Raw genomic sequence first — 14662 nt, 5'->3', positions numbered from 1 at the left:
TATAAAGAAGTAACCGCTTTAACTTTGTATTTATATATTTTGAGGGGGTCCTGACATGTACAAAGTGTTATTAGCAGATGATGAAGTGCTGGATCTAGAAGGAATGAGACAGTTTATTCCTTGGAGTGAACTGGGATTAGAAATAGTAGGTGCCGTGAATAATGGATTCTCGGCCTATGAACTCATACAACAGCAACCTGTCGATATCCTTGTAACAGATGTACATATGCCTAACATGTCTGGCCTTGAGCTGGCAAGACGCGCATTGGAACATAAACAAGATATGCGTATTATTTTTGTAAGCGGTTACCAAGACTTTCAGTATGTAAAGCAAGCATTATCCATGAATGCTTGTAGTTACGTGCTAAAGCCGATGGATGATGAAGAGCTTATCCAGTCTCTAAACAAAGTAACGAAAGAACTAAATGAAGATAGAAGGCGCAAAGAAGCGGAAGAGAGTTATGAAGTCATGCGCCCTATGGCTAAAAATGAATTGATGACTCGATTATTAGAGGGTGACTATAAACGTCTGACTCTTGTGGAATTAGATAAGTTGTCCAAATCAGTTGGGTTGCACAAGCTACAATGGCCTTTGCAGGTTGCTGTTGTTGAAGTAGATGATGCAAGAACAAGTGGCATGTTTGGTACATATTCGTCAGAAGAGAAATTGCAATGGCAGCAGACATTTAGTAAGGACATGCAAGAAGTTTGTCAAAGCTGCGGAACGATTCATAGTTGTCAATTATCAAAGCAACGTCTGGCTATTCTGATGACTAGTGAGCATGTGGCAGATTGTATGCATGCAATGATGAAACATGTTCAGGCGAAATATCCGTTTACGTTTACAGTAGGGATAGGTGAAGCTGTACATGAAGTAGATCAGTTGAGCGTTTCTTATCAGCAAGCTATTGAGGCTGTTGAGGGTAAAATGTTCCTTGGAAAAGGAAAAGTCATTCCATATATGGATGTAAAACGTACTCCTGAAATGGAAGATGCCCGAACGCTTGATATTCGAGTAGACGCTATGTGTCAAGCCATTTCAGAATATGATCTGGTGCGAATTCATGATGAGATTGATAATTTATTCCGCTCAGTTGCTAGTATTCGTTCTAAATTTACCGTACATAATTTAGCGTTGTATCTCGTTATGAAGCTGGATCAACATCTACAATCCATGGATGAGGATGTATTTCGTATGCTAGGAATGCAGCTTCATAATCTAGACATCTTACAGAAGTTCGAAACGACAAGTGATATACGTTCATGGCTTGTTAGGCAAGTATTTTATATCTCGGAATCTTTGCAACAGAAATCACTTTCTAAAAATAGTCGATTGATTCGAGAAATTATTAAAGTTATGGAAGATAATTTGCATGAAAATATTGCGCTTAAAGATATCGCTCTTCAATTCTCTTTCTCCCCCAACTATTTAGGATTCCTCTTTAAGGAGGAAGTAGGCAAGTCGTTCAGTGAGATGCTATTTCAGTTGCGTATGGAAAGGGCGAAAGAGCTGCTCAAAGATCCTTCCATGAAAATTTATGAGGTGGCTAATCAAGTGGGATATCGATATTTGCCGTATTTTAGTAGACAGTTCAAAGAAACTTACGGTACGACTCCAATGGAGTTCCGTAAGAAGCTATGAGGATGTGGAGAGGATGAAGGCTTTACAGCGCCATCGTACAGGATATTTTCCGTTTGGTTATAAATTGTTAGTGACGTATGCCATTTTCATTATTGTACCTCTAATTGTCATTGGAATCGTATCCTACAGTATGTATGTTGAATCTGTGAGGAAGCAGACGCAGACTACTATTCACGGTACTTTACAGCAAATTAAGGATAATATTCATTATCGAATTAACGATGTAATTAGGGTGTCATCCACTATTTATTATGATTATAACTTAGCTGATGCGATTCGTTACTATGAAGAAGGATGGGAATCGTATGAGAAAACGATTAAGATTGTCGTACCTACTTTGCATAATGCCATTACCTCAACGAATTTGAAAATATGGGCGTCTTTATTTTTTCATAATGACACACTACCAGAAATATATTATCAAACCTTCATAAATGAAGTGCCAGATGAAAGTGGGCGTACCTATAACATTTTTCATCTAAACCGAATAAAAGAACAATCATGGTATCAAGAACATCCTGTTGAACAGTACAGTAGAACATGGGCATGGAGACAAGTGCAATCTGATGCTGACTTTGGAAGAATCTCATTGCTTCGTAGAATTGTTGATATTCAGCAGCCCTTAGATATGAAGGAAATCGGATTTGTGAGAATCAGTATTAAGTTGTCTGATTTATTTGAAAGTGTCGATTACGCTAAAATTGGCGATGGGAGTATATTAACCGTTAGGGATAGATACGGGAATACCGTCTATCGTTCAGCTGCTAGTTCAGCCCCAGATCACGCTCGTGTGAATGATGAGACGTTTATGACGATTGAAGAAGCATTGGATGACGGTGGATGGGTATTAACAGCATCCATACCAACGACAATTGTAGAACAAGATGCGAAGCGTATTCGAATGTTTACGATATGGGTGGGCCTTTCCTGCCTCATCGTCTGTACGTTCGCTGCTATTTTCATCTCTAGACATTTTTCATTACGAGTGAATAAATTAATTACCATATTAAATGCATTCCGTGAAGGGGATCTCCATAAACGAGTCCATTTACGCAACAAAGATGAATTCTCTGAGATTGGTAATGCTATTAATGAGATGGGAGAAAATATTGGGGATCTCATCAAAGAAGTGTATGTAACTCAACTTCAGAAGAAAGAAGCTGAATTAGAGTCTTTACAGGCGCAGATTAATCCCCATTTTTTGTATAATACGTTATCTTCTATTAGTAGATTGGCCAAGTTCGGGGATACAGAAAGATTGCATCAAATGGTAATGGAATTGGCTAAGTTTTATCGTTTAACTTTGAATGATGGAAGAACCAATATTCCCCTAGCCACGGAACTTGAACAGGCACAAGCTTATATCGAGATTCAGAAGATTAAATTTGGCGAACGGATGGATGTGCTATTTTTAATAGATAGCGACATATGGCCTTATCAAACGATAAAGCTTATTGTACAGCCGTTCCTAGAAAATGTATTTGAGCATGCATGGTGTGGGGATCGGATACATGTCCGTATTGAGGTTCGTTGTATGGAGGACCATATCAAAATTCGTATCATAGATGATGGTGTCGGAATGACGGCAGAGCGCATTGGTCATATATTTGATTCGCAAGATCATGTGAACGGGGGATATGGCATTCGTAATGTTCATCAGCGTATACGGTTGCATTATGGAGAACAATATGGAGTTAACATTTATAGCCGGATTGGAATGGGAACCGTTGTTGAAATATCCATTCCAGCAGTTAGACGATAATGCAGGTACACAGGGTTAAAAGTGTATGTCTTATCCTATTTAATGACTGTACGCATTATTTATCATTTTATCATTTGTATGGAGGGCTGCTTCGTATGATGCGTTTATTTTGCTTACATGTACGATTGTACAGGATTCATCTCAACCACAAAGCAATATGCGTATGTAAACGAAAGAGCATGGTGATAGGCGATGCTGCATAATAAACGGATTCGTATACGTTCACTCGTTCTAGGCGGCTTTTTTATATTATGTGTTGCCGTTATTCTTATCAGACTTTTCTGGATTCAAGTCGTCAATTATGAATTTTATGAACAGCATAATAATAAGACATGGGCCTATGAGGTCAAGATGCCGGCGCATCGTGGTGATATTGTTGACCGAAATGGAAAAGTGCTAGCTGCAAGTGCAGCATCCTATCATGTAGTTCTACATCCTGCAATGGTAAGAGAAAATAAACGTGAGGCTGATGTGGCACGTGAATTATCACGACTGCTAGGTACAACGGAATCTAGGGTGCTGGAGCTCGTTAATAAAAAGAAGACGCAAGTTGAATTACATCCTCATGGACGAAACTTGCCTTATGACAGGATAGACGAGTTCAATCAAACATTTGGACAGTCTCGCATAGAAGGACAAGACATTGTGTTCTATGAGTACGGTGTACGATTGCAGAGGGATACGAAGCGTTATTATCCCTATAATGAGACGGCCGCACATATTCTTGGATTTTTAGATCGAGAAGGTAAACCGATTATGGGCGTTGAAGCTGGATTGAATAGCGTACTATCTGGAAAAGACGGTTCAATAAAAGGACAGCGTGATCTCCGGGGGTATCCATTGCCGCAATCGAAGCGAGAAGTTGTTCCATCGAAAGATGGGCAGGAAGTTCGGCTAACGATAGATGTTGATATTCAGAAAATATTAGAAGACTCTATGCGAGACATGATGCAGACATGGAATCCTAATTTTGCAATTGGATACGTTATGGATCCAAAGACAATGGAAATATTGGCAATGGCTAGCGCGCCGACGTTCAATCCGAATTCGTACTGGGATTCAGATCCGATACGCGATATGAAAAATAACGCGCTTTATTCTCGCTTTGAACCGGGTTCTACGTTTAAACTCGTTACATTGGCCGCAGCTGTAGAAGAGAAGAAATTTAATCCTACCGACAAGTTTCTATCTGGTGAAATTATAGTCGGAGGTGAAACACTTCGTGATGTCAAACGAGGTGGCTGGGGCAAGATAGACTATTTAACAGGAGTTAAGAAATCTAGTAACGTTGGTTTCATTAAAATGGGCCAGTCTCTTGGAGAAGATGTGTTTATGAGCTATGCCGATGCTTTTGGCATGAATGGAAATACGGGAGTTGAATTAGGCGATGTAGCGGGTTTTGTAAGGTATAACCGACCTGTAGAATTTGCAACAACGACCTTTGGTCAAGGTGGCGTAGTTGTTAATGGACTTCAAATGACGTCTGCCTATGCAGCCGTTGCCAATGGTGGTGAATGGATGACACCTCAATTGATTAAAGGTGATACTCCACCTAGTGATAGCAATAAGCATAAGGATGAGCGCAGGCGAGTCATTTCTGTTTCATCTGCGAAACAAGTTTCTGAGATATTAGAAGAGGTAGTACTTGATGGAACTGGGCAGACTGCTCAAATACCTGGTATTCGAGTAGCTGGGAAGACAGGTACGGCCCAAAGATCCAAAAGTGGCGGCGGATACTCAGAAACTACATGGCTGGTTTCATTTATAGGATACGCACCTGTTGAAGATCCTAAGTATGTCATTGGTATTTTTGCGGATAATCCGCAATTGGGTGGGGACTATACGCTCGCGAGTCAAGTTGCCATGCCTGTATTCAAGTCTACTATGGAGCGAAGCTTACGATTAAGCGGTGTAGTGCCTTCCTCTGAAGAGAAAGCTAAAGCTGAACTTAGATTGCAGCGCAAAATGCCTGATGTTACTTCAAAGCCAATAGCAGAGGCTGTAAAAGCCATTCAAGCAGAAGACATGAAGATTCGTAGATTCGGACAAGGGGACAAAGTTTTGAAACAATATCCGTCGGCACAAACAGCCCTTTCTAAAGGATCGACGGTATATATGTTGACAGACAAGCCTGAAAACATTCCGACTCCTGTGTTTGAGGGATTGGCGCTTCGTGATGCACTTGCAATTAGTTCTTTCCTCGGTATTAAAGTGCGTGTTGAAGGGGAAGGGTACGTCACGGAGCAGACAAAAATTTCATCAGAAGGCGAGCCAACTGAAGTAATGTTAAAACTGGCACCACGAACAGAAGTCGTAAACCCATCAGATTCTGATTGACACTGATGGAGAGTTGTTACAATACCTCTTACTATCTTTATATCATTTTCTTACATATCGAGACGGAGGGGGTTGCTATGCCGCATATTTTAGGACAGAGAATCCGATTAAGAGAATATCGTAAGGAAGATATTGAAGAAATTCGAAAATGGGTGAATGATGGAACTGTCACCTCTGGACTTGATGATCTTTTTCAAGCACCCCAGTCACTGAATATGACAGAATCTTTTGTAGAGATGAGAATGAAAGCTTCCCACAAGGAGTACGCTTTCGTTATTGCTGAGCTGGATTCAGAGGCGTATATGGGACAAGTTGATCTACAAGTAGATTGGAAAAATCGAACGGGTACTTTTGGCATCGTTATTGGTAATAAAGCCTATCATGGCGCTGGTTATGGAGAGGAAGCGCTGCGTTTGTTGATGGTATTTGCCTTTGATCAATTAGGCTTGCATCGTTTGCAGCTTGATGTGATCAGCAACAATGAACGCGCATACCGATGTTATAAACGATGTGGATTTACAGAAGAAGGTCGTTTGAGAGAACGAATATATCGAGATGGAATGTATCTAGACTTCATCGCTATGGGGATATTGCGTCAAGAGTTTATTCACGATGAACGGAATCAAGCATTTAGGGAATTGGCAGCTTGGAACCCGCAAGTAACATAGGCGCTTATTTGCTGCCATCTAAGGAAGAAAGGGAAGATGAACGACGATAGCTGCCGTTTATCTTCCCTTTTTGTGAATTCGTATGTGTAGTAAATGTTCTAGCTATTTGTTGCGAATACGATACCGATGGTATTTGGTCCGCAATGGCTTGAAATTACACAACCTGTATACGAAGTATACACATGTTTAGCTCCCGTGAGCAGCTTAAGCTGCTCTACAACATAGGCTGCATCATCATCTGAATAGGAATGAGTAACGAATATCGTGTCATTATCCATTTGATTTTTCAAATTTAATGGATTGCTTTGAAGCTGCTCCAGTGCTTTTTCGCGTTTACCGCGAACTTTGCTCGCTGCAATCATTTTTCCATCTACAACTTTAATAACTGGTCGAATACGCAGTAGTGTACCGATGATGTTCTGCAAGCTGCTGCATCTGCCGCCCTTGTGCAAATAGTCGAGCGTATCGATAATGAATTCTGTTTCGATATGCTTTCTCATTTCTTGTATGTGTGTGACGATATCTTCTATGCTGTTTCCAGCTTCAGCCATGCGTGCGGCACGCAGTACTTGAATACCAATCCCTGTTGATAAATTCATGGAATCAATAACATGAATATGGCCAGGATGCTCTTCAAGTATTTGTGATGCGATGATCGCATTTTGAATGGTCGAAGAAAGCTCTGTAGAAAGGCCAATATAGATGATATGTTGTCCAGCTTTAACGAACGGTTCGAACTTTGCGACAAAGTCACCTGGAGATGGTGCAGCCGTTTTAGGCAGCTGGCCACCCTTATCTACCATTTCATAAAGCTTGGCAGGATCCATGTCCACACCATCTTGGAACGCTTGATCACCGAATGTCACATAAAGGGGGACAATCCCGATATCATGTTGTTCAATTAGCGATGGTGGTAGGTCGCATGTACTATCAGAAAATATTTTGATCGATGCCATTGTTTAACCTCCTGCAGCAATCTGACAATCTATCTATTATATAATGAATTCTCTCATAAAGACATCGTTTCTATTATACTTCAATTCATTATTTCATTCACGCTTAATTATCAACCCTAATTATGGAAGAAAGAGACTTATTGTATATGGACGTTTGCTAGATGGATGATAAAACTCTATTGTTCGTTGCTTGACTGCTTAATCAGCGGTATACTGATTCACGTATGCAGTATTATAGGATGTAACGGTATTCTATTGTAATTAGAAATGAAAGTGACAACAGGAGATTATTTCAACAAGGGAGTCGGTTGGCGTATGAACCATGAACAACGAGCATTTAAAAGGATATTATGGGGGCTAGTCTTCTTAATCGATATTCGGATGTGGGGGGTATTGGATATCCTTCCAGATGTTTTTGGAATGCTGTTAGTACTTAAATCTTTGACAGAACTGCAACAAACAGCCCCGTCTTTTTATCGTGCAAAGCGGTTTATGCCTGTCGTAATCGTACTTACTGGTTACGAGTTAATTGGACCATTTTTTGGGGGATTAATGGGTGAGCAGTTATGGCTATGGTCTGCGATTGTTCAAAGTATCGCTATTTTGGCAACAAATATTTATTTAATTTGGCTACTTACATCGGGTGTGCGTGAGTGGGCGAATAGCAAGTCTTTATCAAAATTAGCTGATACAGCTAAGCGGCGTGGATTGTTCTATGGGGCAGTTAACTTATTTGGTACGGTGATTATGTTAGCTTTTTCCATTGTCTCGCCTTCGATATTTACGGCGCTCGGTCAGCCGATGTCATTCATGTATGTCATAATTACAGTTATGGTTATTGCATTATTTAAACAAGCAGCTGCCATTGCAGCTGAAAAATAATCAATAAAGATAAAAGATATAGAATCCCCTCTTTAGGCAGTCACTTGAGAACAATCATGCTCTCATAAGGTGATGAATAAAGTGGGGATTTTTATTTGCGCAATAACTGAAAATTCGACAACAAGATCTGATAAACAATTTCATTATTATAAATATAATGAAATTATATGACTCATGTTGTTCAATGTTGCTTATTGATAATTCATCATACGGAATGATAAAGATCGAGAAGAGGGTGATGGTATGAATCATTATTTGTTCTATCGTAGAAGTCATCTCAATTGTTACAGGATTTCAGTTGCTCATTTATTGCTTAATTGTGGTCATCAAGCAGAACATCTTTTTTATAATTCCTATGAATGCTCGGATAACATATATAAAGAATTGTTAGAAGAGAAGAAGGGGTTTTGGCTTTTTAATATGAAGTGTCTAAATGATGATGACCTTTTGCAAATAGGCGTGAAGTTCACTGATTTTGAGGGCTCATCCACTAGAGAAGCTGTGCAATTTATCGAAATGAATCTGAGAGAGGGACATGTCGTGTTCGCTGGACTAAAGCCGAAGTACTTTCCTGAACTTCATTTTATGGATGGAGAATCTACGCATTATATGATGATAGAGCAGTTTGAGAATCAGGGACATGCTGTATTAAATGATATTCGACATGTTGCTGGTGAAACTTACGATTCAGAATTTGTGCTGAATGTAGTTAGTCAATTGGAGTATCCACTCTTCTCTATGCATGTACAAGACATCGATTTCTCGCCTGAATCGAAACAATTATTCCTTGATCGAGCGATACAGCAAATTATGCGGGAAAATGGAAGTTCTAAATCGTTTGATAAAGCCGTAGAGATGATCAATCAACTGCCTTATGCAACGATGGAAGTGAGGAAAGAAATTTTTCAAACTCTATTGCAACTATTTGTTGTACTCTGCGGCTCAAGATACATGTTCTCCTGTTATGTGAAACTTCTTCAAGTCCCCCCTTATGTGTCAGATATGTTACATTACTGCTCCGATCTGGCGGAATCCCTTAAAAATGTAGTTATAAAAAAAGAAGCACAAATCCATATTATAAAACAGTCCATCCAAATCGATGATTTGATTGAAAGATTGGATTGGTTACGCGAATATGAGCGATTAACATTACTTGCTTTGAAAAAAGAAGTAGTTAAGGATGCTGAGGCTTCATTATGGAACAAACCCGAACAATTAGTAAATGGTCCATCTCAATTAAGAGCGACGGCAGTCACAAGTGATAGCGTTGCTATTGAATGGGAAGCATCGATGCTGGATGATCACGTCATCGCATTTGAGATTGCAATAAATGACATGATTCATAAAACAAAGGTAACGAGATTTAAGTTCCAAAACTTAAAGCCAGATACAGATTATCATATTGTAGTTCGAGCAAAAGATATTTTCGGAAACGTATCGCAATTGCAAGCGGAGATAGTAGTGAGAACAGAGCCTAACTTATTAGGGATAGATTGGGCCCTGAATAAATCAGTGTCAGCCTCATCTGTTGAACCAGGTTTTGACGGTATGACCTTTCCAGCCAGTCATGTGGTAAATGGAAATAGTTCGACACGATGGAGCAGCGAATTTTCGGCACCACAGTGGTTGTGTATTGATTTAGAAGCGAAAGTAACCGTTTCACATGTTGTTATTCAGTGGGAATATTCTTTTGCAACGAAGTATGAAATACAAGTATCGGATGATAATGAAACATGGTTAACGATAAGTACACGAGCGAAAGAGAGAAGAGAAGGAGAAGAGGAGGTGGAAGTAAGCGAAGAAGTTATTGTTTGTAATGGAGAGGGGAGATATGTTCGTATACTCATGTTAGTAAGGGAAACCATCTATGGTTTTTCAATATGGAATGTTAATGTGTATGGTCAAAAAGTAGCAAGCAGGTCGTTATGCGAAGTTTAATTCGCTTAAGAAAAAGAAAGAAAACTAACTTCCGTCATTCAGCTATGTAACGATGGTCTGAATGACGGAGCATCTCTTTCCCTATTGTTGTTGTTCCCAATGAGAGAGTACAAATAAAGCGGGAGAATTCCAATAGACAGCTACTTCATTGGTGGCATAGCTGTCTTCATGGTCTATAAAGCATTGAGCCGGAGGCAGACCTTGAAGGAGGTCCTTTGAAATGTCATCATGTAAACCAGCATTAGGTCCGCCACAAACAAGCCCAGGCACAGGGTCCTTGATGTCGTCTGCAATACTTGGACGATAATGCGGATGTTGGACAGAATGATCCCCAAAACCTGTTACAAAGCTAATATCCAAAGAATTCCGCCCTAATAAATAGTGAACATGATTCAATGCGGCTGCTTCATATCGGCTGTCTTTAAAGAAGCGATAGGCTATTAATAACAACATGGCGTTATTCATCACAACTTTGTTGCTGCCCCAAATATACTCATCTTTAAGCAGCGAAATGCCATACCCGTCTGTTGTGCTTTTCCAAAGCATATAGTCGGCTTCATTTCGAAGGCCGTTTAACAACTGATCGTATAGTTCGGGAGCCTTTTGCATGGAATCGCTAAGAAGATAGGTTAAACTGCCGTATCCACCTATATTTGACCAGCATAGTCCAAATTTATGAAACGGTTCTTTACTAATCGTCAAAAGTGCATGGTGATAAATAGGGTCATGCGTTGTAGCGTACAATTCACAAGCAGCCCAATAACGATCGTCTATATCTTGTAGATCACTGTAATCGCCTGTGCCTATATCAGGCGGATTGTGGAATGCAACGACATCAGGATGATTAACTAACCAGTGCCATGCATGAATGGCCGCTTGTTCGCATTTTTGTGCAAAATCAGTGTCAAAAGGTTGATAGATTCGCGCAGCTTTCGCCATTACCGCAGCAAAACAACCAGTTGCTGTTGATGAAATGGGGGAAAAGAGGAGTGGATCTAAATCATCTTCAGGCAGCGTGGTAAGAGGAGGGAACTGATGTGTAGTAAGTTTGTGAAACACTCCTCCGGATGGGTCTTGCATATTAAGCATCCAGTCTAGCTCCCAACGGCATTCATGCAGTACATCAGGGACGATTCCATCTGTTTCAGGAATAGGGGTTGGACGATTAAAAGCGCTTGGATACAACTCATAAGCAAGCAGGAGATCTGCGACAGCTTTCGCCCCAGGAACTACATATTTTCCGTAGTCTCCAGCATCATGCCAACCTCCAGAACAATCCAATAATTGTTCTGGGTTGTCATAAACGAATCCCTTTGTTAGGTGACAAGCATTATGATGCCAAGGACCAGCGAATTCTGGCGCAAGATCTTGTCCGCAGCGGAAATAATAGAACGCTTTTAGCAGTCCGTGATGAAGTTCGGTATAGGGACGTTCGTGGATAGTAAAAGTGGCAGAAATCACATTTTCCATTTCATGGTGGATATGGTACCTCCCAGCATCATTCACATTACTAAAATCACCAAAAGCCACAATGTGACCGCTAGGCTCATCATTTTTCAACGGACTTGTTTGCCCTGTAAAAACAATTTCTCCACTGCTTTCTTCCACAACATGAAATGTCCCCTCCATGGTAAAAATAGCTTGTTTATTGCTGTCGAGAGGATAACCGATCTGGTTAACAGTAATAGCACGAATGGTACTTCGATTCATGGAATGAGGCTCCTTTCTACTTCACTTTCCAAGTAATTGAAGAAAACTAATTTTAGTATAGCTTAAAATACCTTTTCTCTGCTTCTTGTATGTTACAATATTTACGTATATCTTCCATTTGTTTGTTGCTAGTATCGTATGTGCTAGCTAGTATACATAGCAACAATAGAGATGAACAGTCGTTATAGCGTCTGTCTGACGATGATGCTAACGACTGCTTAAGGAGTGGACATAATGAACAAGTACTGGCAGCCAATAGTACGGCCGAGCGATGAGCAATTAAAAAGCGCTCAATTTGATATACAACACAGTGTACGTTATGTGGGGAGAATGGATTGGTCAGATGATGGTGGGCCTATTCTATCTTGGCCAGGAAGTTCGATAGCAGCTCGATTTAAAGGTTCTTCCCTTACGATGTATATGACGGTGAAGCATCGGGATCACTCATGGGTTAATGTGAGCATTGATGGCGGTAAGCCGTACAAACTGTACATTGATGCAGGGGTATCGGTATACACGCTGGCTACAGATCTTAGTGAAGATGTACATACTATTGAAGTGTATAAACGGACGGAGGGTATGTTTGGAAGTATTCAGTTTATGGGCTTCACACTTTCTGACGGTGGAACTTTTTTGGATCCGCCGGCACGATTAACACGAAGAATAGAAATTATCGGCGATTCAATAAGTTGTGGTTCAGGTAATGAAGGTCGGGAAGAGGATCTTACGAAACCAGAGAATGAAAATAACCAACTAGCTTTTGGTACGATCGCCGCACTTGAACTTGAAGCTGAACATTACACGATAGCTGTTTCTGGTATCGGTTTGGTTGTTAATTATGACAATGATCGAGATAACACGATGCCAGTGCAATATGAAAGGCTAAATCCAATCCTACCTGAATCTAGATGGGAATTTTCGAACTGGACTCCGGATCTCGTTGTTATTAATCTAGGTACAAACGATAATAACTTTGCCATTGATCAACAAGAATTCGTCACAAGCTACTGTGAATTTGTAACACGAATACGCGGCAATTATCCTCAGGCGAAAATTCTAATGACACTTGGTCCTTTTCAGCAACGGCCGCTTAAAGATTATGTTGTACAGGCTTGTGAGCAACTGCGTGCCGCCGGCGACTTGGATACGTACTCACTTATTTTTGATTTAATAGATACGCAGCGGGATGGTCTTGGTGAAGAGGGGCATCCAACTACGATTACACATGCTAAAATGGCAGACCAGCTTATTCATGAGATTAAGCAAATAATGGACTGGTAAAATGGTGCCAAACAACAATAAGGAGGATGCCAAGTGCATCCCCCTTTAACTGTCTATTAAACCATTCATAAATCTATTTAGCTAACATGTTGTTTCGTTCAGCTAGTAATACTCGATTGAGTTTATCAATATCGTTTATTTCCATCCAACGTTTCAGCTCTGGAGAAGAGTATTTGCTGATCAAATATTCTTTCTTTTGATTCAGTTCGAACATGCCTTTATCTTCATCGATTTCCCAGTCGTGCTCTTTCTCATGTGGGAAATGAATACTCATCGAACTTCTCGCTAGTTTAATACTAACTCCGTGCTGCAAAAGAGCTAGGCCCAAGTCGATATCCTCTCCACCCCAAGTGATGTAGCTTTCGTCAAACATCCCAATCTCGAGCAGTGTTTTCTGAGGCACAGAAACATTGCATGTCCAGAATACAACAAATGGGGCAGGCCAAGTTTCGAGATCATCACCGAACTCAACATAGATCTTTTCTCGAATATCAAGAATCTTCATGTTGCGCAATGTATCTATTGCACCATCTATAGAATTCTGTTCGACAACACCTCGTATTTCCTCATGATTGCTAGTTGCCATATCATAACCGTAAACGTATCCCAGCACAGCACTTGCCTTGCTGCTTTCTTGGTGGGCTTTGATATGTTCTTGAATAGCATCTTTGTGTAGGATAATGCCATTATCAATGAAAATGCATATGTTGCCTTCAGCATTGCTAATACCTAGGTTGCGTGCTGCGGCAGCTCTGAAACCTTTATCTTCTTGAAAAAAGTACTTTATGTTCAATACGTTATTGTACTGCTTTACTAATCCTAGCGTATCTTCACTCGATCCATCGTCACAAATAAGAACTTCAAATTCTTCTTTAGGAAGCTGTTGCTCTACTAAAGAATCCAATGAGCGTTTCAAATTGTTAATACGATTGTAGGTAGGAATGATAACTGAAGCTGAATAGATGTGTTCCATTAAAAGCCCTCCACTCATTTATATATGTATAAAATGTGAATAAACAATTAATCGAAAAGCCATTTCAGTTACTATCATTTCTGTGTAAACTAAAGAAGTAATAGGATAGTAGTTATGAAACAATATGTAAAGCAGATGGAAAATAAACTCCAAAGTTCAAGCGCTATAACAATTGACAGAAGATATAGTTAGCAGTATTCTTCTAGATATAGCAACTTATTAGAAATATTTTCTTGCTTTTGATGATTTATTTAGAAGTATAAACAATCTAATTAAGAGAATCAATAATATTTACAATTAATTGGTGTATCTTTAGGTTGAATTTAGGAAATCTGAATACTTTCGGAAAGTAATTCTCAGACTACATCTCACTTGAGTCACGTGCTTAATAGGGAATTAAAAGGAAACTGACTTGGCTGTTTATGTGTACTTTGGTGTTTATCTATCAAATGAACATTTATGTATATATACGTATTTTTATAACATGCTTTTTTTCTAGAAATGCATTTATTA

General features: G+C 39.8%; 10 protein-coding genes. 7 read left to right on the top strand and 3 right to left on the bottom strand.

Features of this window, described 5'->3' with window-relative positions; genetic code table 11:
• Positions 1-55 precede the first annotated feature (55 nt).
• The 4 genes from NQ117_RS06070 to NQ117_RS06055 all read left to right on the top strand — a co-directional run bounded on the left by NQ117_RS06070 (position 56) and on the right by NQ117_RS06055 (position 6409).
• Positions 56-1642 carry a response regulator gene (locus NQ117_RS06070; protein ID WP_258277085.1) on the top strand — a complete coding sequence of 529 codons (1587 nt, stop codon included), beginning with the start codon at positions 56-58 and terminating at the stop codon, positions 1640-1642.
• A 13-nt stretch (positions 1643-1655) separates the two neighbouring features.
• Positions 1656-3404 (top strand): cache domain-containing sensor histidine kinase, encoded by a 1749-nt coding sequence (locus NQ117_RS06065; RefSeq protein WP_258277084.1) that lies wholly within the window; start codon positions 1656-1658, stop codon positions 3402-3404.
• Between the two features lie 192 nt (positions 3405-3596).
• Positions 3597-5741 carry a penicillin-binding transpeptidase domain-containing protein gene (locus NQ117_RS06060; RefSeq protein ID WP_258277083.1) on the top strand — a complete coding sequence of 715 codons (2145 nt, stop codon included), beginning with the start codon at positions 3597-3599 and terminating at the stop codon, positions 5739-5741.
• A 77-nt stretch (positions 5742-5818) separates the two neighbouring features.
• Complete coding sequence (locus tag NQ117_RS06055) at positions 5819-6409, top strand: GNAT family N-acetyltransferase (protein WP_258277082.1); 591 nt, start codon at positions 5819-5821, stop codon at positions 6407-6409.
• 98 nt (positions 6410-6507) lie between these two features.
• Here the strand turns inward: NQ117_RS06055 and NQ117_RS06050 are convergent, their stop codons facing one another.
• A complete protein-coding gene (locus tag NQ117_RS06050) occupies positions 6508-7365 on the bottom strand; it encodes a DegV family protein (RefSeq protein WP_258277081.1) in 858 nt (285 codons plus the stop codon).
• 315 nt (positions 7366-7680) lie between these two features.
• On the opposite strand from NQ117_RS06050, the gene NQ117_RS06045 reads away from it, so the two are divergent.
• Together NQ117_RS06045 and NQ117_RS06040 are read left to right on the top strand one after the other, a co-directional pair.
• A complete protein-coding gene (locus tag NQ117_RS06045) occupies positions 7681-8247 on the top strand; it encodes a hypothetical protein (protein WP_258277080.1) in 567 nt (188 codons plus the stop codon).
• Between the two features lie 420 nt (positions 8248-8667).
• Entirely contained in the window at positions 8668-10185 is a 1518-nt protein-coding gene (locus tag NQ117_RS06040) for a discoidin domain-containing protein (RefSeq protein WP_258277079.1), read from the top strand.
• An 81-nt stretch (positions 10186-10266) separates the two neighbouring features.
• Here the strand turns inward: NQ117_RS06040 and NQ117_RS06035 are convergent, their stop codons facing one another.
• Positions 10267-11895, bottom strand: coding sequence for a glycoside hydrolase family 9 protein (locus NQ117_RS06035; RefSeq protein ID WP_258277078.1), 1629 nt, complete (start codon positions 11893-11895; stop codon positions 10267-10269).
• Between the two features lie 234 nt (positions 11896-12129).
• Between NQ117_RS06035 and NQ117_RS06030 the strand changes: the two genes are divergently transcribed.
• Complete coding sequence (locus tag NQ117_RS06030; RefSeq protein WP_258277077.1) at positions 12130-13176, top strand: SGNH/GDSL hydrolase family protein; 1047 nt, start codon at positions 12130-12132, stop codon at positions 13174-13176.
• A gap of 73 nt (positions 13177-13249) precedes the next feature.
• Here the strand turns inward: NQ117_RS06030 and NQ117_RS06025 are convergent, their stop codons facing one another.
• On the bottom strand, positions 13250-14149 hold the full coding sequence (locus NQ117_RS06025) for a glycosyltransferase (protein WP_258277076.1): 900 nt from the start codon (positions 14147-14149) through the stop codon (positions 13250-13252).
• Positions 14150-14662 lie beyond the last annotated feature (513 nt).

The sequence above is a fragment of the Paenibacillus sp. SC116 genome (assembly GCF_024733555.1).
Lineage (GTDB): Bacteria > Bacillota > Bacilli > Paenibacillales > Paenibacillaceae > Paenibacillus_B.
The sequence above is the reverse complement of the archived record's forward strand: the minus strand, read 5'-3'. Positions and strand labels throughout refer to the sequence as shown.

Bases quoted from the DNA above. Each gene is read 5' to 3' on its own strand.
- NQ117_RS06035 (WP_258277078.1), bottom strand. From the start codon at position 11,895: ATGAATCGAAGTACCATTCGTGCTATTACTGTTAACCAGATCGGTTAT.
- NQ117_RS06055 (WP_258277082.1), top strand. From the start codon at position 5,819: ATGCCGCATATTTTAGGACAGAGAATCCGATTAAGAGAATATCGTAAG.
- NQ117_RS06040 (WP_258277079.1), top strand. From the start codon at position 8,668: ATGAAGTGTCTAAATGATGATGACCTTTTGCAAATAGGCGTGAAGTTC.
- NQ117_RS06025 (WP_258277076.1), bottom strand. From the start codon at position 14,149: ATGGAACACATCTATTCAGCTTCAGTTATCATTCCTACCTACAATCGT.
- NQ117_RS06065 (WP_258277084.1), top strand. From the start codon at position 1,656: ATGAAGGCTTTACAGCGCCATCGTACAGGATATTTTCCGTTTGGTTAT.
- NQ117_RS06045 (WP_258277080.1), top strand. From the start codon at position 7,681: ATGAACCATGAACAACGAGCATTTAAAAGGATATTATGGGGGCTAGTC.
- NQ117_RS06060 (WP_258277083.1), top strand. From the start codon at position 3,597: ATGCTGCATAATAAACGGATTCGTATACGTTCACTCGTTCTAGGCGGC.
- NQ117_RS06070 (WP_258277085.1), top strand. From the start codon at position 56: ATGTACAAAGTGTTATTAGCAGATGATGAAGTGCTGGATCTAGAAGGA.
- NQ117_RS06050 (WP_258277081.1), bottom strand. From the start codon at position 7,365: ATGGCATCGATCAAAATATTTTCTGATAGTACATGCGACCTACCACCA.
- NQ117_RS06030 (WP_258277077.1), top strand. From the start codon at position 12,130: ATGAACAAGTACTGGCAGCCAATAGTACGGCCGAGCGATGAGCAATTA.